Source organism: Megasphaera sp. (assembly GCF_047831605.1).
Lineage (GTDB): Bacteria > Bacillota > Negativicutes > Veillonellales > Megasphaeraceae > Megasphaera > Megasphaera intestinihominis.
The window spans coordinates 1217120-1243047 of the sequence record NZ_CP181255.1; the positions used below are offsets into that span (position 1 = coordinate 1217120).

The 25928-nt window shown below is 55.8% G+C and carries 18 protein-coding genes and 3 rRNA genes; 2 read left to right on the plus strand and 19 right to left on the minus strand.

Features of this window, described 5'->3' with window-relative positions; genetic code table 11:
• Position 1: 1 nt before the first annotated feature.
• The 15 genes from rpoN to ACFWUB_RS05910 all read right to left on the minus strand — a co-directional run bounded on the left by rpoN (position 2) and on the right by ACFWUB_RS05910 (position 16912).
• Positions 2 to 1282: an RNA polymerase factor sigma-54 gene (gene rpoN / locus ACFWUB_RS05840; protein WP_416183638.1), complete on the minus strand. Its 1281-nt coding sequence runs from the start codon at positions 1280 to 1282 to the stop codon at positions 2 to 4.
• Positions 1283 to 1306: 24 nt separating this feature from the next.
• Complete coding sequence (locus ACFWUB_RS05845; RefSeq protein ID WP_292108427.1) at positions 1307 to 2635, minus strand: aspartate ammonia-lyase; 1329 nt, start codon at positions 2633 to 2635, stop codon at positions 1307 to 1309.
• A 45-nt stretch (positions 2636 to 2680) separates the two neighbouring features.
• Entirely contained in the window at positions 2681 to 3877 is a 1197-nt protein-coding gene (gene hydF, locus ACFWUB_RS05850) for a [FeFe] hydrogenase H-cluster maturation GTPase HydF (RefSeq protein ID WP_416183639.1), read from the minus strand.
• A gap of 16 nt (positions 3878 to 3893) precedes the next feature.
• Positions 3894 to 4640 carry a nitrogenase iron protein NifH gene (locus ACFWUB_RS05855; protein ID WP_292298225.1) on the minus strand — a complete coding sequence of 249 codons (747 nt, stop codon included), beginning with the start codon at positions 4638 to 4640 and terminating at the stop codon, positions 3894 to 3896.
• 12 nt (positions 4641 to 4652) lie between these two features.
• On the minus strand, positions 4653 to 5879 hold the full coding sequence (locus ACFWUB_RS05860; protein WP_020310439.1) for a nitrogenase component 1: 1227 nt from the start codon (positions 5877 to 5879) through the stop codon (positions 4653 to 4655).
• On the minus strand, positions 5876 to 7231 hold the full coding sequence (locus ACFWUB_RS05865) for a nitrogenase component 1 (protein WP_349173198.1): 1356 nt from the start codon (positions 7229 to 7231) through the stop codon (positions 5876 to 5878). The genes ACFWUB_RS05860 and ACFWUB_RS05865 overlap by 4 nt, the downstream gene beginning before the upstream one ends.
• Positions 7232 to 7245: 14 nt before the next feature.
• Positions 7246 to 8250, minus strand: a complete 1005-nt coding sequence (gene hypE / locus ACFWUB_RS05870; RefSeq protein ID WP_020310437.1) for a hydrogenase expression/formation protein HypE — start codon at positions 8248 to 8250, stop codon at positions 7246 to 7248.
• Positions 8243 to 9301, minus strand: a complete 1059-nt coding sequence (gene hypD, locus ACFWUB_RS05875; protein ID WP_020310436.1) for a hydrogenase formation protein HypD — start codon at positions 9299 to 9301, stop codon at positions 8243 to 8245. Before hypD ends, hypE begins: the two co-directional genes overlap by 8 nt.
• Positions 9301 to 9510: a HypC/HybG/HupF family hydrogenase formation chaperone gene (locus ACFWUB_RS05880; protein ID WP_020310435.1), complete on the minus strand. Its 210-nt coding sequence runs from the start codon at positions 9508 to 9510 to the stop codon at positions 9301 to 9303. The genes hypD and ACFWUB_RS05880 overlap by 1 nt, the downstream gene beginning before the upstream one ends.
• A 183-nt stretch (positions 9511 to 9693) precedes the next feature.
• On the minus strand, positions 9694 to 11976 hold the full coding sequence (hypF, locus tag ACFWUB_RS05885) for a carbamoyltransferase HypF (RefSeq protein ID WP_416183640.1): 2283 nt from the start codon (positions 11974 to 11976) through the stop codon (positions 9694 to 9696).
• Between the two features lies 1 nt (position 11977).
• Entirely contained in the window at positions 11978 to 13012 is a 1035-nt protein-coding gene (locus ACFWUB_RS05890) for a nitrogenase component 1 (protein ID WP_020310434.1), read from the minus strand.
• Positions 13009 to 14313, minus strand: a complete 1305-nt coding sequence (locus tag ACFWUB_RS05895; RefSeq protein WP_036201012.1) for a nitrogenase component 1 — start codon at positions 14311 to 14313, stop codon at positions 13009 to 13011. The genes ACFWUB_RS05890 and ACFWUB_RS05895 overlap by 4 nt, the downstream gene beginning before the upstream one ends.
• A gap of 2 nt (positions 14314 to 14315) precedes the next feature.
• Positions 14316 to 15071 carry an AAA family ATPase gene (locus ACFWUB_RS05900; protein ID WP_416183641.1) on the minus strand — a complete coding sequence of 252 codons (756 nt, stop codon included), beginning with the start codon at positions 15069 to 15071 and terminating at the stop codon, positions 14316 to 14318.
• Between the two features lie 9 nt (positions 15072 to 15080).
• Positions 15081 to 15332, minus strand: coding sequence for a TM1266 family iron-only hydrogenase system putative regulator (locus ACFWUB_RS05905; RefSeq protein ID WP_020310431.1), 252 nt, complete (start codon positions 15330 to 15332; stop codon positions 15081 to 15083).
• A gap of 323 nt (positions 15333 to 15655) precedes the next feature.
• Entirely contained in the window at positions 15656 to 16912 is a 1257-nt protein-coding gene (locus ACFWUB_RS05910; RefSeq protein ID WP_020311924.1) for a dicarboxylate/amino acid:cation symporter, read from the minus strand.
• A gap of 174 nt (positions 16913 to 17086) precedes the next feature.
• On the opposite strand from ACFWUB_RS05910, the gene ACFWUB_RS05915 reads away from it, so the two are divergent.
• Entirely contained in the window at positions 17087 to 17293 is a 207-nt protein-coding gene (locus tag ACFWUB_RS05915; RefSeq protein ID WP_020311925.1) for a zinc-ribbon domain-containing protein, read from the plus strand.
• A gap of 3 nt (positions 17294 to 17296) precedes the next feature.
• On the opposite strand, the gene ACFWUB_RS05920 is transcribed toward ACFWUB_RS05915, so the two are convergent.
• Complete coding sequence (locus tag ACFWUB_RS05920; protein ID WP_226885428.1) at positions 17297 to 17521, minus strand: hypothetical protein; 225 nt, start codon at positions 17519 to 17521, stop codon at positions 17297 to 17299.
• 1249 nt (positions 17522 to 18770) lie between these two features.
• Here ACFWUB_RS05920 and ACFWUB_RS05925 point away from each other — a divergent pair.
• Positions 18771 to 20405: an IS1182 family transposase gene (locus ACFWUB_RS05925; protein WP_292282715.1), complete on the plus strand. Its 1635-nt coding sequence runs from the start codon at positions 18771 to 18773 to the stop codon at positions 20403 to 20405.
• 172 nt (positions 20406 to 20577) lie between these two features.
• Here the strand turns inward: ACFWUB_RS05925 and rrf are convergent.
• The 3 genes from rrf to ACFWUB_RS05940 form a co-directional block, all read right to left on the minus strand.
• A 5S ribosomal RNA gene (gene rrf, locus ACFWUB_RS05930) occupies positions 20578 to 20694 on the minus strand.
• A gap of 283 nt (positions 20695 to 20977) precedes the next feature.
• A 23S ribosomal RNA gene (locus ACFWUB_RS05935) occupies positions 20978 to 23889 on the minus strand.
• A gap of 195 nt (positions 23890 to 24084) precedes the next feature.
• A 16S ribosomal RNA gene (locus ACFWUB_RS05940) occupies positions 24085 to 25648 on the minus strand.
• The 16S, 23S and 5S rRNA genes sit together here, the layout of an rRNA operon.
• Positions 25649 to 25928 lie beyond the last annotated feature (280 nt).

Consider the following 25928-nt stretch of genomic DNA (forward strand, 5'->3'; position numbering starts at 1 on the left):
TTTACGGCCTCCAGCGGCGCCGGATGCGGCTGTTGGGGATGTTCAATTTTTGCCGGAACTTGGTCACCGTCCGTCGGGCTACGGAAATCTGGGCGGAGGCAAAATATTCGGCCAAGTCCTGGTCCGAATAGGGGTGGTCCTTATCTTCGCTTTCGACGAGATCCGCGATTTTCCGCATGATAGCTTTATCGGATACGCTGGCCCCATCTTCTTTATCGACGGCATAGGCCGTAGCCAAAAAGGACTGCAGTGGATATACCTGGCCTTCAAAGAGGACGTAGCGGTGGCGGCAGACGCGGCTGACCGTAGCCGTGCTGAGTTTCGTCTCCTCGGCGATGTCTTTCTGCCGCAAGGGCTGCAAGGGCTTATGGTACAAGAAATAGTCTTTCTGGTGGCTCATCAGGCAGGTCACGACTTGTTCGATGGAATGATGGCGATAGGCCAGGGCCGAGGCCAGGTCATTGAAATCACGGCGGGCTTTGCGGATATAGACCAGGGTCTCCTTGTCGCCCTGGGCGGCGTACTGGTCATACAAGTCATCGCGAAAATAGACATCCGGTATCTCTTCCAACGAGCGCAGGGCCAGCTGGCCTTTCTCGTCGCAATAAATCTCCACGTCCGGCCGGATATAGACTTCTTCCTGGGTAATCTGGCCGGCCGGCTGGAGGGACAGGGTCTTGAGGAAATCGCGGATAGCCTGCAGGCCCGCTTCAGACAGGGCCAGGGAAGCCTGGATTTTCTGCCATTTCCCCTGGAGGAAGTCTTCATAATGCTGCGCCAGCAGGGCTTCCGTCTTGGCAGGGGCCTTGCGGCTGCGCCGGGTCTGGATGAGCAGGGCTTCGCGCAGATTCCTGGCGGCAATGCCCGGCGGGTCAAAGGACTGGACGAGTTCCAGCCCTTTTTTCATGTCTTCCGGAGTGAGATGATAAGCCGTGCCCAGGGAAGCCAGGTCGCCCTGGAAAAAGCCCTTATCGTCGAGGGAGCCGATGACCAGGCCTGCCGCCATCAGCTGCGGCCTGGGCAGGGACTGGACGCGGAGCTGGGCCATGAGCCGGGCTTCCAGGGAATCACTGCGGCTGCGGAGATTGTCGATGGCCTTATCCCCCTTATCGCCGGCCGGCCGGACATCGTGATAGCGGATATCCAGCAAGGGATTGTCCGTCACCTGTTCCTGCAAAAAATCGGCCAGATCCTGGGCGTGGAGGGCCAGCATATGGATGGTCAGGCGCTGGACCTGCAATATTTTCGCTTTCTGTTCGAGTTTCAACGATAAGTTCGACATGACACGCCTCTTTCACGTAAAGAATTATTTTTTCACCATAGCCTCTAAGATACGATGGGCTTCGTCCGGTTCGTGGTCTTTGATGATGCGGCTCACCGTATCATATCCCAGGGCCCCGATATAGGCTGCGCCAAAGGCAGCCGAAGCCTGGAGGTGCTGCCGGCACGAGTCTTCCCGGACTTCCAGTCCTTCGACACAGGCCGTCTGGAAGATGCGCACTGACCGGATGAGGAGCTGCAGGCTTTCCAGCAGGCAGTCGGCGATGAGCGGTTCAAAGGCATTGAGTTCAAATTCGCCGTGAGCGGCGGCCATGGCAATGGCGCTGTCGTCAGCCATGACTTTCATGGCGCACTGCATGACCATTTCCGGGATGACCGGATTGACCTTGCCCGGCATGATGGAACTGCCCTGCTGACGGGCAGGCAGGCGGATTTCGCCGATGCCGCCATGAGGGCCGGAATTCATGAGGCGCAAGTCGTTGGCGATTTTCATGAGATTGACGGCCAAGGCCTTGAGTAGGCCCGACACTTCGACGAAGACGTCGTTGTTCTGGGTCAGGTCGACGGGATATTCTGCCGCGGCCAGGCCGATGCCCGTCAGCTGGCGCAGCTGTTCGATGACTTCGTAGCGGTACTGCCGCGACGCCGTATCGGCCGTGCCGATAGCCGTGCCGCCGAGGTTGACCATGCGCAGGCGTTCCTCGATTTTATAGAGGCGCCAGCGGTCACGGGACAGGGCCTGGGCATAGGCGCCGAACTCTTCGCCTGCCGTCATGGGGACGGCATCCATGAGCTCTGTCCGGCCCAGTTTATATGTCTTCTCATAGGCCTGTTCTTTGTGCTGGAAGGCTTCCTGCAAGTCGGCACAGGCCTTGCTCAGCTCCCGCAGCTGGCGGATGGCGGCAATGCGCAGGGCCGTCGGATAGACGTCGTTCGTCGACTGGCCGCGGTTGACGTCATCCAGGGGATGGATGACGTCGTATTGGCCCGGCTTTTTCCCCAATATGACCAAGGCGGCGTTGGCGATGACTTCGTTGACGTTCATGTTCGTCGACGTACCGGCGCCGCCCTGCAGGGCCTCGGTCACAAAAGCGTCGTCGTACTGACCGGCCAGGATGGCATCACAGGCAGCGGCAATGGCCTGGTAAATCCCGTCTTCGCGCACACCCAGGCGGGCGTAAGTCAGGGCGGCGGCCTTCTTGACCGTCACCATGGCATAGATGAGCGGCATAGCCGTCCGCTTGTGGCCTAAGGGGAAATTTTCCAAAGCCCTGGCCGTGTTGATACCGTACATCGCATTTTCCGGCAAATCCACTTCACCTAGTACATCGCGTTCGATACGCGTGTGTTCCATCCGAATCCCTCCCAAAGTAATCGCCCCTACAAACTACAAACTATTTTACACCAGCGACTGCAAATACGGGAAGACGCTGAGGCTGCGTTTCAAGATGCCCTGCATATAGGCGATGGCGATGCCGTAATTGGTAATCGGCACCTGCTGGTCGGCAGCGCATTTCATGCGGTACTGGACTTCCCGCCCGTTGAGCATACAACCGCCGCAGTGGATGACCAGGGCATAGCCCGATAAATCGTCGGGGAAATCGCGGCCGCTGGCCGTTTCGATGCGGATATCCTTATGCGTATAATTACGAAGCCAGCGGGGAATCTTGACCGTGCCGATGTCGTCGCACTGGCGATGATGGGTACAACCTTCGGCAATGAGGACCGTGTCGCCGTCTTGCAGCTTTTCCAGGGCCGTGACGCCGCGGACGGCCGTTTCCAACAAGCCCTTGTGCCGGGCCATGAGGATGGAGAACGACGTCAGGCGCACGTCCATAGGCGTATCGGCCGACACTTTGGCAAAGACCTGACTGTCCGTAATGACCAGGGCCGGTTTCTGGCCCAGACATTCCAGCGTATGGCGCAGTTCATATTCCTTGACGACGATGGCGGCGCTGTCGTTGTCGATGATTTCCCGGATTGTCTGCTGCTGCGGCAGGATGAGGCGCCCTTTCGGCGCTGCCGTATCGATGGGGACGACGAGGACGACGAAATCGCCGCCCTGGATGAGGTCGCTCACGATAGGCGATGCCGTTTCGACGGGCTTCAGGCGGGCCAGGCGCTCTTTGAGTTCGTGGATGCCTTCTCCCTTCAAGGCGCTGACGTAGATTTCATGGTCCTGCGCCTTGAAGGGCTGGTCCAGCAGGTCCGCCTTATTATAGACGATGAGGTAAGGCAGGTTCTTGTCCCGGATGAGAGCCAGGACTTCGTCGTCAGCCGGCGACCGCCCTTCGGCAACGTCGATGATGACGACGGCTATATCCGTCTTGTTGAGGACCTGTTTTGTCCGCCGCACCCGTTCTTCACCCAGGGCGCCGACGTCGTCGAAACCCGGCGTATCGATGATGACGACTGGCCCTAAGGGCAGGAGTTCCATGGCCTTGTAGACCGGGTCCGTCGTCGTCCCTTTCGTCGCCGACACGATGGACAGGTCCTGGCCGGTCACGGCGTTGACGACGCTCGATTTGCCGGCATTGCGGCGGCCAAAGAAGCCGATATGGACCCGTTCGCCTGACGGCGTATCATTCATCCCCATAGATATCGCTCCTTTCCTAAACCTGGAGCAGCTTTTGAGCTAACTCCCGATAAATCTGGCTGACCGGCAGGTCCGGGTCGCCTTCGACGACGGTCATGCCTTTATTTTCATAATACTGGATTTCCTTGCTTCTGGGAATATCGGCTACGATGGGCAGGCCGTGTTCATCGGCAAAGGCCTTGACCAGTTCGTATTCATCATCGACATTGCGCCGGTTGAGGATGATGCCCTTGACCTGGGCATAGCCGCGGCTCTTGAAGTTTTCGACGGCCTTGATGATATTAGCCGCTGCGTAGAGGGCCATCTTTTCGCCGGACGTGACGATGAAGATTTCATCGGCATAGCCATCGCGGATGGGCGCAGAGAAGCCGCCGCAGACGACGTCGCCCAAGACGTCATATAAGACGACGTCAGGCTGGAGCTTCTGGAAGACTTCCTGTTCGTCCATGAGGTCGAAAGTGGCGATGATGCCCCGGCCGGCACAGCCCAGGCCCGGCGTAGGGCCGCCCGTTTCGATGCAGAAGACGCCGCCGAAGCCTTCCCGGCCGATATGGTCGAAATCCGGTCCTTCTGTATGTTCCCGATAGTAGTCCATGACCGGCGTGACGGGATGGCCGTGCAGGAGGTTCAGCGTCGAATCGGCCTTAGGGTCACAGCCGACTTGGACGACTTTTTTCCCCATCATGGCCAGGGCGGCCGACACGTTGGCTGCCGTCGTCGACTTGCCGATGCCGCCTTTCCCATAAATTGCAAATTTTCTCATAAGACTTCCTCCTCACGTCAATTTATTTTTCAGCCATGCCGAAAAGGACGGCCCGACGAAGATGGGCATATCGGCGTGATAATGCCGTCCCGAATAGGCTTCATGGGGCATGGAAATGAATTTTTCTTTTTCATCCGGCAGCAGCCGGGCGTAAATCGGGTCGGCAATGACCCGGCGGGCTTTGCGGCATTCCTGACGGATGACATCTTCGACGCTGGCCACTTCGACCTGTTCCAGGAGCCACCGCGGCGCATCGGCAAGGGGGCAGAGCATGCGGACGTCGGAAATGCCCATTTCCTGCTGGAGCATAGCCTTCATCGACAAGAGGTAGACCGGTTCGCCGATGACCAGGACGTCACAGGGCGTATCGGCGTAGACCGGCTCCGTCTTCCAGGCGTTGAGGTCGGCCAGGGCATACTGGGCTTTGATGTACTTTTCCTGTCCCGTAAAGCCTGTGAGATACGACGAATCGCAGTTCCGCAAGGCTTCCAGCCAGTCAGCCGTCCCCTTTTCACCCATGGGGATGCCGACGACATAAGGGATGCCGTAGGTATCGCGCATGTACTGGGCCAGGTAGAAGGCCGTCGACGACAGGACAGCGTTGACGTCGGCATTGGCCGCTTCGGCCAACGTGTCCAGGGTATCGCCCATGGACCACGAACTCTGCAGGGTAAAGCCGGCATCGGTGACGATTTGCTTGAGCGTCGTCGCATTGCCGACGACGGAAAAGTCCAGCGGCGTCAGGCCCAGGAGATTGACCCGTTTCGCCGGTTTCTGCGGCTTGCGATGAGGCGCCTTCAAAAAGGTCTTGGCCAGCCAGATATAGGCGCCGCCGGCACCGGGCAGGTAACTGTGGATACCGTCGGTCCGGAAGCCCAGCGTCGGCAGGCCCGTCCGGGCCGCTACCAGGCGCTCGATGGCCTTGAAGTCCGTGCCGATGGCATTCGGCATGGGACTGCCGCCGATGGCGACAAAGCGGGGATGGGCCGCTTCTACGGCTTCGGCGATATTGTCGATGAGGCGCTGGTCATTGCCCTGGATGGTATCGATTTCATTGATGCCCGATACGTAGACCATGCTCGGCGTATCGTACCACCGCGGTTCATCGTGCGTATCGTATGTCGAATTACAGCCGTCAGCATCGTGCATGACGATGAGGCCGCCTAATTCAAAGAGCGACGATGCAATGCCGAACATGTCGACGGCATACGTCGATAAGACGCGTTGTGCTTGTTTCAACCATGACACCCCCATGCTTTTATTTGAATGATATCCCGCATCTTGGGATTTTCGGCGGCATTGGCCTGGCCGATCAAATCTAAAATCTTCAACAGGCCCGTATAGCCATAGAAACCGCCGTTTTCAACGAGATTGACGAAATACTTCGTATCCGTGAAATAGGCCGCCATCTGGCCGATGGCCAGGACTTTCCCGTACTTCTTACTGTCGTCACGCGGCAGGAGGCGGCGCTTGAAATGCGACGTCGAACGCAGGGACAGGTCCGGATACTGTTCCCGCAGGAACTGGAACGTTTCCTTTTCATCAGGCGACATTTCGTCGAGATAAATGGCGTAGACGTTGAAACCGTGGGTCAAGAGGAACGCAGCCAGTTCCAAGGGCCGCGGCGTCGCCGTATAGTCGATGGCGATGTGCGTATCACCGACTTGTTCCCGCAGGGTTTGGACTTTTTCTTCGATAGCCTGTTCATAGGCGTCGCAATCGGGCATGGTCAGGCCCAGGGCATCCGCCGCCTTTTGCAGGTTGCGGCGCATCCGGCCGTACTCATAGGCATAGGGCAGGTACAGGGCCTGCTGGTCCAGGCGCTTGCCCATATCCTGAGCTGCCGGACCGGCATTTTCCAGGAAGTAAATGTTGGCCACCGATTCACCCATGGCCTTATATTCTTCATAAGTCTGGCAGGCAGCGAAATCGTGGATAGCATAGCCTCCCTGGCGGAGCATAGCCGTCAATTCATTGTCTTCGTCGACGGGATAGTAATTGACGACATAATTGACGGCCTTCTGTTTCGGCAGGGGCTGGACAGCCCGCACGAGCTGGCGCCGGCCGAGGATGTCCGGCGTATAGCGCCGCTGCAGGGTCGGAATCATATAGCCGTCGATGAAATCGATGTCGGGATATTTCTGGCGCAGCGTCCCGTAGACGACGCGCAGGTCGATATTGAGGAAGTGCTGCATACAGCTGGTAAAGCCTTCGATGCACTTCGGCCGCTCGGGCATATCGTCGATGATATGGGAAATGCCGTCGATCATCATTTCTTCCAGGTTGCCCTTTATCAGGTTCTCGTTCGTCAAGGTGACGGTAGAGAAGCGGCCGGCCCCGTCCGGGACTTCATCAGCCGACAAGACGACGCCGTGAAGGCAGCAGGCGCAGCAAACGTAGACTTCGTGGCAGCCAGGGATGAGCATGGGCGAATGGGCAATGGTCCAATGGCCCCGGGCTGGCGAAGCATATTTCAGGCCGATGTGGAAAGGTTTGGGAAACGACGCCTGGCTGATGGCGACTTCGGCGCCGTCTGGTGTGACGTGATACCGCGGCACCTGGGGTGGATGAATTTCATTTTCGTAAATCATGCTCTCCCTCCTCCTTAGCAGATGCGCGGCAGCAGTTCACCGCCTGGCGGCGGCAGCAGCGTTTCCGCGCCGATTTCCGTACGCATGATGACCCGGCCGGGCTGGTCGGCTGTAACTTCGCCGATGATGGCCGCATCTTTCGAATATTTGCCCTGGCGCAGGGTGGCGACAATATCGCCGGCTACGGCTTTGGGCGCAAAGATGACCAGCCGGCCTTCGCAGGCCAGGTAAAGCGGTTCCAGGCCGAGCATGCCGCAGACGCCGCGGACGGCCGGGTCGACCGGGATGGCCTGGCTGTCCAAGTGGATGCCGACGTGGCTCTGGCCGGCGATTTCATAGAGGACCGTACCGACACCGCCGCGGGTCGCATCACGGATGACGTGGATGTCCTTGGTCGTATCCAGCATGGCTTCGACAGTCCCCCATAAAGGCGCGCAGTCGCTGGTCACATCGGCATCGATGCCGAACTGGTTGCGGGCCAGGAGGATCGTGCAGCCATGGCGGCCGACGTCGCCGCTGACGATGACAGCATCGCCGGGACGGGCCAGGGTCCCCGACGTATGGACGCCGTCTACGATCTGGCCGATACCCGTCGTCGTAATGAACAGGTGGTCGACCTGGCCTTTCCCGGCTACTTTCGTATCGCCGGCGACGATGCGCACACCGGCTTCAGCCGCCGTCTTGGCCATAGCCGCCGCATATTCTTCGACTTTAGCCAGGGGGAAGCCTTCTTCGATGACGAAGGCACACGACAGATATAAGGGCTTGGCACCCATGCAGGACAGGTCGTTGACGGTCCCGCAGATGCTCAGTTTGCCGATATTGCCGCCAGGAAATTCCGGCGGCGAGACGATGAAGCCGTCTGTCGTAAAAGCCAGGTTAGTCCCGCCGATGGGCAGGACAGCGGCGTCGTCCCCGGTGAACTGGGGATTGGAAAAATGAGCTTTAAAGACACGGTCGATGAGTTCGGCAGTCTGTTTGCCGCCGGCGCCGTGGGCTAAGGTAATGACATCACTCATGTAAATTGCCTCCATATAAATAATAAGCCGAGCAGGCCCCTTCGTGGGAAACCATGCAGGCCCCTACGGGATGTTCCGGCGTGCAGACCTTGCCAAAGAGCGGGCACTGGGGCGGCGTGCATTTCCCCTGCAGGATATCGCCGCAACGGCAGGCCGGATTGGCGCGCCCTTCCATAGCCGGCACGCCGTATTTCTTGCGGGCGTCACAGACTGCAAAGGCAGGCCGCAGCTGCAGGCCCGACTGGGGGATGACGCCTAAGCCGCGCCATTCCGAATCGCACGGTTCCATGACTTCTTTTATCAGGGCCTGAGCGGCCGGGCTGCCTTCAGCCTTGACGACACGGGGATAGCAGTTCTTGAAGAAGGGCTTCCCCTGAGGGAATTTGACCAGGATGACGGCAAAGGCCGTGAGCAGTTCTTTGGCCGTAAAGCCGGCGACGACGCCGGATACGCCTTCTTTCAGCATGGCTTCGCCAGAGCGGGTCCCCATGACGGCGTCGACGTGGCCGGGATAGAGGAAAGCGTCGGCGCTGTCCTTCATGGCTTCATAGGCCATAGGCATGGTCTTGTTAGCCGTGAGCAGGGAAAAATTCGTCATCCCGTCGGCGACGGCCTGCTTGACAGCCAGGCACGACGGCGGTGTCGTCGTTTCAAAGCCGACAGACAGGAAGACGACGTCTTCGTCCGGATGCGCCTTGGCATAATCATAGGCGTCGAGGGGCGAATAGACGATTTCCACATGACCTCCCTGACTGCGGGCATCGGCCAGGCTCATCGTACTGCCCGGTACGCGCACGAGGTCGCCAAAGGTGCAGATCGTAACGCCTTTTTCCAGGGCCAGCCAGATGGCCTGGTCGATATAACCGACAGGCGTGACGCAGACCGGGCAGCCCGGCCCGGAGATGACGTCGACCTGGGGCGGCAGGATCTGGCGGATGCCCTGGCGGAAGATTTCATGCGTATGGGTCCCGCATACTTCCATAATGCGGATTTTCGGCCCGTCATAACTGCGGATAATATCCAGGGCCGTCCGCTTCTTTGCTTCTGCCATCAGTTCAGGTCCTCCAGGATATCGTCTGTTTCGTCGGCATCATTATCGGTAATCTTGGCGATAGCCATGCCGGCGTGGACCATGACGTAATCGCCAGGATCGAGTTCGTCGATAAGAGCTGCCGATACTTCCCGTTTAGCACCGGAAGCATCGACGAGAGCCATTCCATTCTGTATTTTCATAACACGTGCCGGTAACCCTACACACATGATAATTCCTCCTTTATGTATAATCAATTAATTTCGTTCATCGAACAACGGGCAACCTCTCAGACCGCCTGCGGCGGCCAGCTCCCCTATCAGGGGAGCCTTGCGAACTGCGGCCTGCGGCCCTACAAAGACATGCATAACGTCATCACCATCGTTCCAGACGGGCGCCCCACGTGGGCGCCCCTACGCATACGCGGCGTAAACGGCCTGTCCTAAGGCGATGCCGCCGTCGTTGGGCGGGACCGTGCTGTGCTTGAGGACGGTGAAGCCCAGGTGCTGCAGGGTCTGGTCGCAAAGGCGCAGGAGCAGGCGGTTCTGGAAGACGCCGCCGCTCAGGGCCACGGCGTGCAGTCCCGTTTCTTCCTGCACGGCCAGGCAGGCCCCGGCAATCATGGCGGCCAGGCCCCGATGAAATGCATAGGCCAGGCAGCCGGCCGCTTCTCCGGCCAGGCGGCCTTCCAGTATCTGCCGGACCAGGACACCCGTCGGCAGGAGCAGCCGCTCTTGGCCATGGATGGGCGCCATGGGCGTCACATCCGGTGCGGGACGGTCTTTTTCCCAGGCCTCAGCGGCAAACTGGAGGGCCATCGACGCCTGGCCTTCAAAGGTCGAAGCCCGGCAAATCCCCAAGATAGCGCTGATGCCGTCGAAGAGGCGGCCGGCACTGGTCGACAAGACGCTGTTGATCTGCTGGTCAGCCAGGAAGAACTGGGCCTGCCGTTCGGCTTCACTGCAAAGGTGCAGGGCTTCGATCATGGACGCCGCCTGGCTCCGGTCCTTCTGCAAGCTGTCGATGAGGCTGACGGCAATGCGCCAGCCCTCGCGGGCCGATGCGTCGCCGCCGCGCTGCCAGAAAGGCTGGATTGACGCAGACCGCTGAAAGCCATGGACGTCACTGACCAGGACTTCGCCGCCCCAAATCGTCCCGTCTGTCCCGTAGCCGGTACCGTCAAAGGCGATGCCGATGACCGGTTCTTCCCAGTCGTTTTCAGCCATGCAGGACATGATATGGGCATAGTGATGCTGGACGGCGACGACGGGCAGGCCCAGTTCATGGGCTACGGCCGTCGTGTTATAGCGCGGGTGCAGGTCGCAGGCGACGACAGACGGCTTGGCTTCGAGGAGCGTCGTCATGCGCCGGATGGACTGGCGCAAGGCTTCGACAGTCCGTATATCGGCCATGTCGCCGATGTACGGCGAAGGATAGAACAGGTGATTGCGGCCGATGCAGAAACAGTTCTTCAATTCCCCACCGATAGCCAGGACATCCTTGCCGCTTCCCTTTCCATAAAAGAAAGGCAGCGGCGCATAGCCCCGAGAGCGGCGTATCATATAGGGCTTGCCGTCATACCAGTCCATGACCGAATCATCAGCCCGCAGGCGAATGCGGCGGTTGTGGCTCAGGATGAGGTCGCAGAGGCCGGACAGTTCCTGCCGCGCTTCGTCGTCATCGTGACAGATAGGCGCACCGGACTCATTGGCGCTGGTCATGACCAGTGCATCCGGTACGGCGAGGCCGTCGTCATAAGTAAAGAGCAGCAGATGGAGCGGCGTATAGGGCAGCATGACGCCGACAGACGGATTGCCCGGCGCAATGGACGGCGCCAGGGTCTGACTGCCTTTCTTGGGCAGTAAGATAATCGGCTTCTGATGGCCGTCGAGGACGTTTTCCGCCCCGTCGGGAATGATGCACTGCCGGCGCACGGCGTCGAGGTCCTTCATCATGACGGCAAAAGGCTTTACAGGCCGCCGCTTGCGCTGACGCAGGGTCTGGACAGCCTGTTCATTGCGGGCATCACAGCAGAGGTGGAAGCCGCCGATGCCCTTGACGGCGATGATTTTTCCATCAATAATCGCCTGTCTGGCCGCAATGATGGCCTGACGGCGCCGTTCGGGCCGGTCCAGGAGATAGACTTCCGGACCGCAGTCGTTGCAGCAGACCGGCTGGGCATCGTAACGCCGCGTTTCGGCGTGGGTATATTCATATTCGCACTGGGGACACATGGGGAACTCGCCCATACTCGTCCGTTCGCGGTCGTAAGGCATGGCATCGAGGATGGTCAGCCGCGGGCCACAGGCCGTGCAGTTGATGAAGGGGTGGAGATAGCGGCGGTTGGTCTTATCGAAGAGCTCCGCTTTGCAGGCATCGCAGATAGCAATGTCCGGCGACACGAAGATATCGCCTTTTTCCCTGGCGCTCTCGACGATGGAAAAATTCTCGTACGGCGGCCGGTCTTCCGTCGTCGTGACGACTTTCAGGATAGCCGACCGTTCAGGCGCCTTGCTTTCCAAATCATCGTGGAAGGCCATCAGGGCCGCCGGGGAACCTTGGGCCAGGATTTCCACATAAGAGCCCTTATTGCAGACCGTCCCGTGAATGGCATGAGCCGCCGCGATGCGGCTGACAAAGGGCCGGAAGCCGACGCCCTGGACGATGCCAAAGACACAAATCCGTTCCGTATGCATCTTATCCCCTCCCGGACACGGCAAAATGCGGAAAATCAACGTATTGGCCATGGAAGTTCGGCAGGGCCCGGCGGAAATAGGCATCGCCGAGGATGATGTCGAACTGGTCGTTGTCGGCCAGGCGGCGCAGGTCGTCTTCTTCACGGAGCCGGACGCAGTCCGTCCCCTGCGGCTCAGGGAGCCCCATGAACCACGAAGCCGTCGTCACGTAAGCGGCACCGGCTTCTTCGGCCATGGCGGCCATAGCCGAGGCAGCGACAGCCTGATGGATGATGAGGACGTTCTTGCCAGAAAAGAGATTGTCGTCAAAATCGACGACGGCATCGAGGCCGAAGTAATGGAGCTCATAAGGTGTCCCGAAGGTCTTCTGCAGATATTGAGCGGCCTTCAGGCCGGCCGGCGAAAGGACCAGATTGAGGGAGGCCTTGCCGGCCTTGCGGTAATCGTCGATTTCATCGAACAAGAGAATCTGCTGCCAGCCGTCTTCGACCAGGGACTGGCTGATCCATTCGATATCGCCAGGGTGCATCAGTTCCAGGGGAACAGCGCCGAGGACGCCGACTGTATCGGCTTCGGCCTGCTGCGACGAGTCGGCCAGGACCGGGAATAAGGCGTCGTAGGCCTTTTCGATGCCCTTGTCGTAGTAATCCATGCCCGTCGTATCGACTGTGACGACTGGGATGGACAGCTTCTTTTCAGCCATGTGCTTCAAGGCCTTATAGTCCGTGCCGATGACCGACGGGACCGGCGTCCCGACGATGGCGGCAAAGTCGGCATCAATCGTTTCGGCAGCCTGGCAGAGTTTATCGACCAGGCGGTCGTCGCGGCCGAGGATGGCGTCCATATCGCGCAGGCCGGCACTGAAGACGGCACTCTTTTTCCCACTGAACCAGCGCGGTTCATCAAAACCGCAGATGTTGCCGGCACAGCCGCCGGCATCGCAAATGACGACGATGCCGTTCAGTCCGTAGAGGACGGCCGCCGCGCCGGAGTCGTCCGGTGCAAAGGGTGAAATATATTTCCATAAACCTTTCATGGATGTTTCCTTTCCAACAAGGCCTGCTCCAGCCGCTGTAACAGCGAAATGACTCCGGCATAACCGAAGGGCTGGATATCTTCATCCCACGAGAGATGGGCGGCCTGTTCATGATAATATGCGGCATCTTTGCCGATGGTGACGTCGACAGGATGGTCCTGTCCCCGGTAATAGAGCATGGACGGCGACAAATTGGAGTATACCTGCGTATCCGGGCTCAGCTGGGCCAGGTGGCGCAGGTAGACGAAATCGTCCGGCCCCAGGTTGGCGTAGATTTCGCGGATGACGAAACCGTAGCGGGTCAGGGCCAGGGCCATTTCAAAGGCGTTGCCGTTCTGCATCTCGCCGATGGCCACGGTCGTGCCGCTGCATTTTTCCCGCACAGCCCGAACGACGGCCTGGGCCCGTTCATGCCAGGCACTGTCATCGATGGTCGTCCCCAGTACCTGAGCCAGGGCCTGATACTGTTTGTGGATCTGGGCGACCTGGTAGAGACGGGTCAGTTCGATGCTGGGAATACCCAGGCGCTTTTCCATATCCTGGGCAGCCAGGCGCGCTTCCGGATTGAGGATGATGTTGACGTTGGCCTGGGACATGGCCTTATAGGCGGCAAAGTCGGGACAGCGGGAAATCTCATTGATCTGATTAAAGCCGACGCCTCTCAGGATGTCGTACAACTCGCAATCGTCCTGCAAGGGCGCGAAATAGCCCAGGAGATTGACCGTCCGGCGGCGGCGCGGCTGTTTTTCCAGCAGCGAATAAATGGCCCGGCGGACGTCGACCATCGGCGGCTTGCGGCCTTCCCGGGTCAGAGCGTACATGTAGCAGGGCACGACGGGCAGGCCCGCTTCCTTTTCGGCTTTGCGGCAGACCCGTTCCATATCGGTCCCCAGAAGGGCGTCGACACAGGTCATGCAGATCATGACGACTGACGGCTTTTCAGCTAGGCTGTCGACGACTTCACAGACGGCCTGGGGGATTTTCTTCAGATGGCGGCCCGTGACGATGTCCGTTTCATCCATGATATAGAAGAAGAAACGGTCGCTGTACCCGCCCATTTCGCTGAGGATCGTCGTATTGCGGCCACAGCAGCCCGGTCCGACCAGGAGCATGACCGATCCGGGAATGGACAGGCCTGCCCGTTTGACGCCGAAGCCCTGGGCCCCAGGCGAGTTGAAGGCCAGGGCAGCCGGAGAATTATAGATGAGGTGCGTCGACGTGACGAGTTCAGCCGGGATATCATCGCGGCCGCGCGTCACCAGGTCCTGCACGGTGATAGCATAAGGTTTTCGTTCTGTCATAATCATTCCTTGTCTTGTAATAATTTTTGGGCCAAATCGAGGAAGATATGGCTGATAGGCAGGTCCGGATCGCCTTCGATGACGGTCTGGCCCAGATCTTCATAGCGGTTGATGTCGTCGCTGCGGGGAATGTCGCCGACGATGGAAAGGTGAGCCTTTTCGGCAAAGGCCCGGACCTTCGCTTCTTCGTCGGGGACGTTGCGGCGGTTGAGGAGGACACCCCGGACCTTGGCATAGCTGCGGTCGGCAAAATTGGCCACAGCCGTATTGATGTTGTTGGCTGCGTAGAGAGCCATTTTTTCGCCCGATGTGACGATGAGGACCTGTTCCGCATAGCCTTCGCGGATAGGCGCTGCAAAGCCGCCGCAGACGACGTCGCCCAGGACATCGTACAGGACGACGTCGGGCTCATATTTTTCAAAGAGGCCTAAATCTTCCAACAGAGAAAAAGTGGCGATAATGCCCCGGCCGGCACAGCCCAGGCCCGGCGTAGGACCGCCCGTTTCGATACAGAGGACACCGCCATAGCCGATGCGGGAAATATCCTCGATGGATTCTGGATCTTCGTCGTGTTCCCGCAGATAATTCATGACCGGCTGGACGGGATGGCCGCCGAGCAGATTGAACGTCGAATCGGCCTTAGGGTCACAGCCGATCTGGATGACTTTCTTGCCTAAATAGGCGAAGGCAGCGGCCAGATTACTGGTCATCGTCGATTTCCCGATGCCGCCTTTGCCGTAAATCGCAATTTTCAGCATACGCGCCTCCTACTGCGGCATAGGCGGGTAAATCGTCTTGGTGCTGACTTCCGGGAGCATCCCTAATTTCCCCGACAAAGCGCTGATGACGTCTTGCGGCGCATCGACGATGAGGCTGATGACGTTGATATCCTTATCCTTATAAGGGACCCCCATGCGGCCGACGACATACTGGCCATATTCATGCAGGATCTCATTTAATTTAGTCGATTCCTGGCGATTCCCTACGATAATACCGATTAAAGCGACTCTCGTTTCCATATTCGTACCTCCTAAAGAAAAAAGGGGCTGTCGCACGTGCGACGCCCCTTTTTGAGTTTTAAGTTTCCAGTTTGTAGTTTTTAGTGAAGGTCTTTGAATTGAAAGCCCTCATCTACAAACTATAATCAAAAGGGACCACGCATGATGGCAGAAGCCTCCGTGCGACAGTCCCTTCGGATAATTGTGCTTTCGCCTCATCTGCGCAGTCAAGTCTTTGCAGAGGAGCACGGTTGCTTCATAGATGAAGTTTTCCGTCAGGCAATCCTTACGGAGCACTTATTTACCCTATTATTATAACAGATTTAGTCTACTTTGGCGAATACTCACCTATTTTTTCCGCCCAAAAAAGCGCGGTACTTTTCATTGAACGTGGCCTTGTTCAATTCCTTTTCCCAGCAGGCGACGACGACCGTAGCCATGCAGTTGCCACAGACGTTGCAGATCGTGCGGATCATGTCGAGGAGGCGGTCGATGCCCAGGAGGATGGCGACGCCTTCTGTAGGCAGATTGAAGGCCGCTGCCGTCGCAGCGACGACGATGATGCCCGCACCGGGAACACCGGCAATGCCCTTGGTCGACAGCATGAGCGTGACCATGACCAGTAGCTGCTGCTCAATGGGCATCTGGATACCGTAGAGCTGGGCAATGAACAAGATACCGGCTGAACTGTACAGCGTCGAGCCGTCGAGGTTGAAGGAATAACCCGTCGGCATGACAAAGGTGACAATCGTCTTGGGAACGCCCAATTCTTCCAGGCGCTTCATGGCGCCGGGCAGGGCGGCTTCACTGCTGGCCGTCGAGAAAGCCAGGAAGAGGATGTCCTTCAAGGCCCGGATGACGTGGAAGAAATTGATGCCCGTAAAAAGGCTGGCAATGAGGGCGACGACACAGATGAACAGCGCCGTAGCACCGGCGACGGACAAGATGAGCTTGCCCAAGGGGATGAGCATGGCAATGCCATAGCTACCGACGGTATAGGCAATCATGGCAAAGACACCGATAGGCGCAAAGTGCATGACATAGCCCGTTACTTTGAACATGGCTTCAGCCACGCTCTGGCAGATATCGACAATGGTTTCACCTTTGCCGCCGATATGGGCGACGGCGACGCCAAAGAAGCAGGCAAAAAAGATGATCTGCAGCATATCCTGCCGGGCCATGGCATCGACGATGTTGGTCGGGATGATGTGGACGGCATAGTCGACGAGGTCGACACTGTGCTGGCTGGCAGCTGCGGCATTGGAAGCATTCGCTGCCGAAGCCGATAAAGTGACGCCCACACCGGGTTCTGCAATATTCATGAACAACAGGCCGATGGCCAGGGCGATGGTCGTAGCGAACTCGAACCAAATGATGGCCTTGCCGCCTAAGCGGCCGAGCTTTTTAAAATCGCCCGTACCGGCAATACCCATGACCAGGGTACTGAAAATAAGGGGCACGACAATCATCTTGATCATGCGCAGGAAGGCATCACCGAAGGGTTTCAGCTTATCGCCGAAATCGGGGAACAAATAACCGACCAGGGCACCAAGGGCCAGGCCGATCAAAATTTGGGAACTCAAGCCAATTTTTTTCTTCAAGGCTGTATCTCCTTTTCTCTGGTAATAAAAAACAGCAGATAAATAAAATTGTATGCTATTTTCGCCAAATACACAAGGTTTTATATGTATATTTTCCTCACAAAAAGATAACTTCTTGACACAGCGGGTACAGCCTTCTATAGTATACATAAAAGAAGAACAGGAGTTGAGCTTATGATTTGTCCCAAATGTGGTACGGAACTGCGCGACGGCGTCCTCATGTGCCCGATTTGCGGCACTAAACAGGAAGTACCACCGCCAGTCCCGCCCAAAAATATACAAAATAACCCGAAAATCTTTACTAAGACTCGGGTTATTAGTGTCATCATCATTGCAGCCTTTATCATTATCGGCTTATGCAAGGTGTTCTTATTCAAATGATTGTTAGATGCGGGAAATGACAGCATCATCATCAATGAAAATGCCGTTGTTTCCCATATCACCGGAAAAACGGTCTGTTTCCACTGAGGCCTGGATTCCCATGAGCGTATTGCGGAAATGGAGCGTCCCTCGACTATAACGGTCTCCATCAGCGCCATTAAAACCGTCGATATCGGCGCGGTCCAATAACATCTGGCGCGTATCTTCCGATAAGTCGCCCCATCTCATTCCCAACAAGGTCCGTGAAAGCATAACCATCCATCCTTTCGTTTAAATTTGACAAAGAGTAAAAAAAGAGCAAGGGCAGAGTGTGTACTCGTAAGACATCTTTGTCCTTGCTTTTATTCTTTGTATCCATTATATATTTCACAATAAGAAAAGTCAATCCGTTATGTGAAAAAAATATACTATTCCCCGGTCGCAGTTCGCAAAACCATGCCTCATGGACCTGTTATGTATATCACTATAAAAAAAGCCGTGGCTCGTTGTTCGTGGTTCGTGGCTCGTAAAAGCTCACCATCATTTTGAATAGGCTGTGGTCAAATATCACAGCGGGCCGCCCAAGACTCCCTTTATAGGGGAGCTGACCGCCAAAGGCGGTCTGAGAGGTTAAAGATCGGCCCCTACGATGCGGCCATAAGGCCGCAAAAACAAGCCACGAGCCACTAACAACGAACAACAAAAAAAGCACTAGCGGTTGTCCCACATCTCCTGCCGAATCCAGGGTATCTCTGTCTGACCGCATACTTTCACTCCATCAGGTCACGAGATTCGGCATAAGCGACTCACACGGTTTTGCGCGTCGCAGAGCTCCTTCAAAACCGGTTCCCTGCTTATCCCAGGGAACCCTGGTCGGATAGGAAGCCGCCTCGTCCCACATCGCTTGTCATGTATGATGGGTACCCCCATTATTCCGAACGGGCGCCCCACGTGGGCGCCCTTGCTAGCTGCTAACTGCTGACGGCTAACAACAAAAAAGGGCCTGTCGCACGTAATCGTGCACAGGCTCTTTTTATGTATGCAAAAACATCATAGCTTTATGGTCGTTCTTCGTGGACGGTTTGCTCGGACTCAGAAGCGGCTTTGCCGCAATAGACTCTGGAAATCAGGCGCAGGAGCGCCAAAAGGCTCCCCTGTGAAGGGGAGCTGGCCGCCAACGGCGGTCTGAGGGATTCTTCTGAAGAGGTTGGCATCGGCCACCTGGCCCCTAGCTGGTTCGCGTGCTCCACTCCTCTTGCCGAGAGTGCCATTTGCTGGCGTGCTGAAACTCGCTGCGCTCAAACAAAGCAGCACGCCGGACGCAAATAGCACGCACGGCATCCGGCACGGCCTACCCGGACCGCGCCGGACCGAGGTCGTTCCCGCAATGTCACCCGCCAGGGGCCAGGCAGCCGTATCCATTAGGGCTGAACAAAAAAATCTGAAAAAAACAAATCCCGGACTGTAAAAAGCCCGGGATTGCGCGTAAAATAGAGTTATGACGACACTAAATACGCATGTCAATTATACAATATGGGAAGCGCCTTATCAACTATCACTTCCCTTGAATATTTCATTTCAGATTCCGGATGACGATCCCGTGCGGTTAGTGAAGCTGCTCATAGAAAGGATGGATTTATCACCGCTGTACCAGACGTATTCTCGTATCGAGAAAAATCAGGCTTCACCACGCCAGTTACTGGCCATCGTTATTTATGCCAGCATGAACCAGATTTTCAGTTCCCGTCGTATTGAATCGGCTTGCCGGAGAGATTTGAATTTTCAATATCTGCTGGAAGGGAAACCCGTTCCCGATCATGCGACTATCGCCCGTTTCCGTTCTCATCATATGGCGGCATGCAGCCGGACCTTGTTTGCCGACATGGATGCCGTCTTGGCTCAGGCCGGGGCCTTATCGCTGAAGAATTTGTTCATCGATGGGACAAAAATCGAATCTGTTGCCAATAAATACACTTTTGTCTGGAAGAAGAGTGTCACGAAACGGCAGGCCAAAGTATTAGCAAAAATTCCGGGCTTTATTCTTAAGACCCAGGAACTCTTTGGCATCCAAGTGCTCCATACACACGCTGTCCATCGGTACCATTTACGGCGGCTGTTGGGGAAATTAAAACGGCTTCAACGAGAAGGACACATCGTTTTCGTCCATGGCAAAGGCCATCGTAAGACGCCATTGCAAAAGGCCATTGAAAAAGCCAAGGATTTCCTGCATAAGACAAAAGAGTACGCCGTCCAGCTTCATTACTGCGGGGACCGGAACAGCTATGCCAAGACCGATATCGATGCCACCTTCATGCATCTGAAAGAAGACGCCATGAAAAACGGCCAGGTCAAGCCTGCATATAATGTACAATATAGCGTGGACGCTGGATTCGTTACCTGGGTCACTGTCGGACCGCAGACTTCAGATTGTACCACCCTGCTGCCTTTCCTCGAAGATTTTCGCAAGCATTTCCCTTTCCAGTATACCCGTATCATTGCAGATTCCGGCTATGAAAGCGAAGAAAATTACACGAAGCTCGCCGAACAGGGGTATGATGCTTACATCAAACCGTCCGACCATGAGCAGCGGAAAAAACGCCGTTTCAAAAAAGATATTGGCAAATTCCAGAATATGGACTATGATGCGAAAAATGATGTCTTTTATTGCCACAATCACCGTAAGCTGACCTGTGTTGGGAAAAAGACCGAAACAACCAGCACGGGATTTAAAATACGCAAAAGCCATTATGTCTGTGAGGATTGTTCGGACTGTCCCTATAAGAAAGGATGCATTCATGGCAATCGCAGCAAGAAGCCGTTGGAAAAAAGGACGAAGCAATTAGAACTTTCTAAAAGGTTCCAAGCCCAACGGGCCGAAATGGAAGCTCACATCAGTTCTCCTACAGGGAAGATGCTTCGAATGAACCGTTCCATCCAGTCTGAAGGCGCTTTTTCCGACATCAAGGCGAATCTGTCGTTCCGGCGTTTTTTGAGCCATGGAACGGAGAACGCCCTGGCAACCAGCATCATACTGGCAATGGCCCACAATGTCTTGACCTTACATCACAAGCTGCAATCCGGCAATTTCGGGACATACCTTTATTCCTTAAAAAAAGTGAAAAAGAGTGCTTGAATAACCATATACATAGCAAAGGCACACGTTTTTTGCCGACTGGATGGCCGGTCTGTTTCGTGTACCTTTTTTACGTTTAGCTAAAAAAAGAGAATAGAACGATGAAATAGAATAAAAAAAGAGAGCTGTCGCACAAAGCCGAAATGGCTTAATGCGACAGCCCCTTTTTCTTAATCAGCGGCTTCCTATCCTCCCAGGGGGCCTCCCCCCAAGTACTTTCGGCGTTTGCGGGCTTAACTGCTGTGTTCGGCATGGGAACAGGTGGATCCCCGCAGCTATCGCCACTGAATTATGTTATTCAGGCGTCGGACAAGTCCGACATAAGCGATTCACACAGTTTTGCGCGTCGTCTCTGACTCCTTCAAAACTGGTTCTCTGCTTATCGTATCCTGACAACTGCATAAAAATGTTTCATACATCCAACGAACTATCAAGAATCTTTCCGCTCGTCTCCGAATCGTCGTTCTCTCTGTGTATCTGTTTCCAAATTCACAGCCTCCTGAGATTCGGAGTAAGCGATTCGCACATGTTTGTGCGTCGCCTTTCGGCTCCTTCAAACATGGCTCTCTGCTTAAGTCAAGTCCTCGGTCTATTAGTACCGGTCCGCTCCGTACATCGCTGTACTTCCACTCCCGGCCTATCAACCACATCGTCTTTGTGGGACCTTACTTGTTAAACAATGAGAAACCTCATCTCTAGGCTGGTTTCACGCTTAGATGCTTTCAGCGTTTATCCGTCCCCGACGTAGCTACCCAGCTGCACGGCTGGCGCCATGACTGGTACACCATTGGTCGGTCCACTCCGGTCCTCTCGTACTAGGAGCAGCCCCTTTCAAGTTTCTTACGCCCGCGATGGATAGGGACCGAACTGTCTCACGACGTTCTGAACCCAGCTCGCGTACCACTTTAATGGGCGAACAGCCCAACCCTTGGGACCTACTTCAGCCCCAGGATGTGATGAGCCGACATCGAGGTGCCAAACCTCCCCGTCGATATGGACTCTTGGGAGAGATAAGCCTGTTATCCCCAGGGTAGCTTTTATCCGTTGAGCGATGGCAATTCCACTCTCTACCACCGGATCACTAAGCCCGACTTTCGTCCCTGCTCGACCTGTCCGTCTCGCAGTCAAGCTCCCTTCTGCCTTTGCACTCTTCGCGCGGTTTCCGTCCGCGCTGAGGGAACCTTTGGGCGCCTCCGTTACTCTTTCGGAGGCGACCGCCCCAGTCAAACTGCCCGCCTGAGACTGTCCGCAAGCTCGTTACGCTTCTCGTTAGAATTCCAATAAAACAAGGTTGGTATCCCACCAGCGGCTCCGTGAATACTGGCGTACTCACTTCTCAGCCTCCCAACTATCCTGTACATCTCTTACCGGAATCCAATCTCAGGTTACAGTAAAGCTCCATGGGGTCTTTCTGTCCAGTCGCGGGTAACCTGCATCTTCACAGGTACTTCAATTTCACCGGGTCCCTCGTTGAGACAGTGCCCAAATCGTTACACCTTTCGTGCGGGTCGGAACTTACCCGACAAGGAATTTCGCTACCTTAGGACCGTTATAGTTACGGCCGCCGTTTACTGGGGCTTCAATTCACTGCTTCGCTTGCGCTAACACTTCCTCTTAACCTTCCAGCACCGGGCAGGTGTCAGCATCTATACATCAGCTTTCGCTTTAGCAGACGCCTGTGTTTGTGGTAAACAGTCGCTTGGGCCTCTCTTCTGCCACCCATCTCCGCTCCATGCGTTTCTGCACTTCACGTACGCTGGGTTATCCTTTTCCCGAAGTTACGGATATATTTTGCCGAGTTCCTTAACGAGGGTTTTCCCGCGCACCTTAGAATTCTCATCCTGCCTACCTGTGTCGGTTTCGGTACGGGTGCCTGAGTCCTCACTAGAAGCTTTTCTCGACAGTTTAGTGCCAGCCCCTTCGCTTCTGTCTCCAGAAGCTCCCCATCGCATCTCGGCCTTACGGGAAACGGATTTGCCTGTCTCCCGACCTACCTGCTTGGACGTGCTCTTCCATTCGCACGCGCGCCTTCCTTCCTGTGTCACTCCTTCGCTCAAACGGCCTCAGCCAGTACAGGAATTTCAACCTGTTGTCCATCTCCTACGCGTCTCCGCCTCGGATTAGGTCCCGACTTACCCTGGGACGACGATCGTTGCCCAGGAACCCTTAGGCTTTCGGTGGAAGGGATTCTCACCCTTCTTTTCGCTACTCATACCGGCATTCTCTCTTCCTGCCTGTCCACCTGTCCTTCCGGTCAGGCTTCTCCCATGCAGGAACGCTCCCCTACCCAATTAACTTATGTTAATTGCCAAAGCTTCGGTTCCGTACTTTAGCCCCGGACATCTTCGGCGCAGAGTCTCTCGACCAGTGAGCTATTACGCACTCTTTTAATGGTGGCTGCTTCTGAGCCAACATCCTGGTTGTTTTCGAAATTCCACATCCTTCGCCACTTAGTACGGCATTGGGGACCTTAGCTGTTGGTCTGGGCTGTTTCCCTCTTGACTATGGGCCTTATTACTCACAGTCTGACTCCCATGGATAAGTACAGCCATTCGCAGTTTGATTAGGTTCAGTAGCCGGATAGGCCCCTACCCCGTTCAGTGCTCTACCGCCTGTACTCTCGCCATGAGGCTAGCCCTAAAGCTATTTCGGGGAGAACCAGCTATCTCCACGTTCGATTGGCATTTCACCCCTACCCACATCTCATCCAAAAGCTTTTCAACGCTCACTGGTTCGGTCCTCCACACATTTTTACCTGTGCTTCAACCTGGACATGGGTAGATCACTGTGGTTTCGGGTCTACTCCAACTAACTATACGCCCTGTTCAGACTCGCTTTCGCTGCGGCTCCGCATTTCCTGCTTAACCTCGCTAGCTGAAGTAACTCGCCGGTTCATTCTTCAATAGGCACGCCGTCGCACCTAAAAAGTGCTTCGACTGCTTGTAGACATACGGTTTCAGGTTCTCTTTCATTCCCCTCCCGGGGTTCTTTTCACCTTTCCCTCACGGTACTATGCGCTATCGGTCCATATCAGTGTTTCGCCTTGGAGGGTGGTCCCCCCAGCTTCCCACAGGGTTTCTCGTGTCCCGTGGTACTCCGGATCCTGCTCCATGCATTCGCTTACGCCTACGAGGCTCTCACTCTCTCTGGCTGAGCTTCCCAGCTCATTCTGCTTCACTCATGCATTTGATAGCAGTCCACAACCCCGGATTGGTTTCCCATCCCGGTTTGGGCTCTGCCCCGTTCGCTCGCCGCTACTAGGGGTATCTCTGTTGATTCCTTTTCCTCCGGCTACTTAGATGTTTCAGTTCACCGGGTGCCCTTCCTCATAGAGGATGACAGCACTACTGCTGCCGGGTTTCCCCATTCGGAGATCTGCGGGTCAAAGGTTACTTGCACCTCACCGCAGCTTATCGCAGCTTATCGCGTCCTTCTTCGGCTGATATGGCCAAGGCATCCGCCGTACGCCCTTACTTACTTGACTATTTTTTCATGTATCACGCCATCCACACGGGATGTCATGATGAACAAGAATTCAAGGTTCGTTAAGATCTCTTTTTAAAAAGAGGTATTTTCTAACATTTTTATGCAGTTGTCAAGGTACGATTGAGAGGATGACCTCTCAAAACTGAACAATGAATGAATTGGCCTCCGTGCCGACTTCTTAGGTTTTCCCTAGAAAGGAGGTGATCCAGCCGCACCTTCCGATACGGCTACCTTGTTACGACTTCACCCCAATCATCGCCCCCACCTTCGACGGCTGGCTCCTTGCGGTTACCTCACCGGCTTCGGGTGTGAATGACTTTCGTGGTGTGACGGGCGGTGTGTACAAGGCCCGGGAACGTATTCACCGCAGTATGCTGACCTGCGATTACTAGCGATTCCTGCTTCATGCAGGCGGGTTGCAGCCTGCAATCCGAACTGGGACTCTGTTTTCGGGGTTTGCTCCGGATCGCTCCTTCGCTTCCCTCTATTAAGAGCCATTGTAGTACGTGTGTAGCCCAAGCCATAAGGGGCATGATGACTTGACGTCATCCCCGCCTTCCTCCGCATTGTCTGCGGCAGTCTCTCCTGAGTCCCCGGCCGAACCGCTGGTAACAGAAGATAGGGGTTGCGCTCGTTGCGGGACTTAACCCAACATCTCACGACACGAGCTGACGACAGCCGTGCACCACCTGTTTTCTTGTCCTCCGAAGAGGAACAGGGTATCTCTACCCTTAGCAATCAATGTCAAGGCTTGGTAAGGTTCTTCGCGTTGCGTCGAATTAAACCACATACTCCACCGCTTGTGCGGGCCCCCGTCAATTCCTTTGAGTTTCAGCCTTGCGGCCGTACTCCCCAGGCGGGATACTTATTGCGTTAACTCCGGCACAGAAGGGGTCGATACCTCCTACACCTAGTATCCATCGTTTACGGCCAGGACTACCGGGGTATCTAATCCCGTTTGCTCCCCTGGCTTTCGCGCCTCAGCGTCAGTTGTCGTCCAGAAAGCCGCTTTCGCCACTGGTGTTCCTCCTAATATCTACGCATTTCACCGCTACACTAGGAATTCCGCTTTCCTCTCCGATACTCTAGCATCGCAGTTTCGGTCCCCTCACGGGGTTAAGCCCCGCACTTTTAAGACCGACTTACGACGCCGCCTGCGCGCCCTTTACGCCCAATAATTCCGGACAACGCTTGCCACCTACGTATTACCGCGGCTGCTGGCACGTAGTTAGCCGTGGCTTTCTCTTACGGTACCGTCACTTACGACGGGTATTGACCGTCGTACCATTCGTCCCGTATAACAGAACTTTACAACCCGAAGGCCGTCATCGTTCACGCGGCGTTGCTCCGTCAGACTTTCGTCCATTGCGGAAGATTCCCCACTGCTGCCTCCCGTAGGAGTCTGGGCCGTGTCTCAGTCCCAATGTGGCCGTTCATCCTCTCAGACCGGCTACTGATCGTCGCCTTGGTGGGCCGTTACCCCTCCAACTAGCTAATCAGACGCAAGCCCCTCCTCCAGCGAAAGCTCCGAAGAGCCTCCCTTTCTTCCCTCTGCCATGCGACAGAAAGAACGTATTCGGTATTAGCAGCCGTTTCCAGCTGTTGTCCCCATCTAGAGGGCAGGTTGCTTACGCGTTACTCACCCGTTTGCCACTCGAATCAATAAGAAGCAAGCTTCTCATCTCTTCTCGTTCGACTTGCATGTGTTAAGCACGCCGCCAGCGTTCGTCCTGAGCCAGGATCAAACTCTCCATGATATATGGAAGAGCGTTTGGCTCTTGTTTATTGATTGGTATTACTCATTGTTTGACGTTCTATATAATAGAACCTCGCACGTTGGCGTTCATTCAGTTCATTGTTCAGTTTTCAAAGGTCATCGTTGTCATCACCGGGTGGCGACGACTTGTTTATTTTAACAAACTCAGAAGAGCTTGTCAAGGATGTTTTTGAACTTTTTTCAAAGTTCAATCACCCCGGCCTGCATGGCGCAGACCACGGCAGGATGAAACTCCTGCTGTGTCAGGGCCTTGCCCCGAC

What these genes read in the sequence shown, in the direction of transcription:
- rpoN (WP_416183638.1), bottom strand. Translation starts at nt 1,282, where the DNA reads ATGTCGAACTTATCGTTGAAACTCGAACAGAAAGCGAAAATATTGCAG.
- ACFWUB_RS05845 (WP_292108427.1), bottom strand. Translation starts at nt 2,635, where the DNA reads ATGGAACACACGCGTATCGAACGCGATGTACTAGGTGAAGTGGATTTG.
- hydF (WP_416183639.1), bottom strand. Translation starts at nt 3,877, where the DNA reads ATGGGGATGAATGATACGCCGTCAGGCGAACGGGTCCATATCGGCTTC.
- ACFWUB_RS05855 (WP_292298225.1), bottom strand. Translation starts at nt 4,640, where the DNA reads ATGAGAAAATTTGCAATTTATGGGAAAGGCGGCATCGGCAAGTCGACG.
- ACFWUB_RS05865 (WP_349173198.1), bottom strand. Translation starts at nt 7,231, where the DNA reads ATGATTTACGAAAATGAAATTCATCCACCCCAGGTGCCGCGGTATCAC.
- hypE (WP_020310437.1), bottom strand. Translation starts at nt 8,250, where the DNA reads ATGAGTGATGTCATTACCTTAGCCCACGGCGCCGGCGGCAAACAGACT.
- hypD (WP_020310436.1), bottom strand. Translation starts at nt 9,301, where the DNA reads ATGGCAGAAGCAAAGAAGCGGACGGCCCTGGATATTATCCGCAGTTAT.
- ACFWUB_RS05880 (WP_020310435.1), bottom strand. Translation starts at nt 9,510, where the DNA reads ATGTGTGTAGGGTTACCGGCACGTGTTATGAAAATACAGAATGGAATG.
- hypF (WP_416183640.1), bottom strand. Translation starts at nt 11,976, where the DNA reads ATGCATACGGAACGGATTTGTGTCTTTGGCATCGTCCAGGGCGTCGGC.
- ACFWUB_RS05890 (WP_020310434.1), bottom strand. Translation starts at nt 13,012, where the DNA reads ATGAAAGGTTTATGGAAATATATTTCACCCTTTGCACCGGACGACTCC.
- ACFWUB_RS05895 (WP_036201012.1), bottom strand. Translation starts at nt 14,313, where the DNA reads ATGACAGAACGAAAACCTTATGCTATCACCGTGCAGGACCTGGTGACG.
- ACFWUB_RS05900 (WP_416183641.1), bottom strand. Translation starts at nt 15,071, where the DNA reads ATGCTGAAAATTGCGATTTACGGCAAAGGCGGCATCGGGAAATCGACG.
- ACFWUB_RS05905 (WP_020310431.1), bottom strand. Translation starts at nt 15,332, where the DNA reads ATGGAAACGAGAGTCGCTTTAATCGGTATTATCGTAGGGAATCGCCAG.
- ACFWUB_RS05915 (WP_020311925.1), top strand. Translation starts at nt 17,087, where the DNA reads ATGATTTGTCCCAAATGTGGTACGGAACTGCGCGACGGCGTCCTCATG.
- ACFWUB_RS05920 (WP_226885428.1), bottom strand. Translation starts at nt 17,521, where the DNA reads ATGAGATGGGGCGACTTATCGGAAGATACGCGCCAGATGTTATTGGAC.
- ACFWUB_RS05925 (WP_292282715.1), top strand. Translation starts at nt 18,771, where the DNA reads ATGACGACACTAAATACGCATGTCAATTATACAATATGGGAAGCGCCT.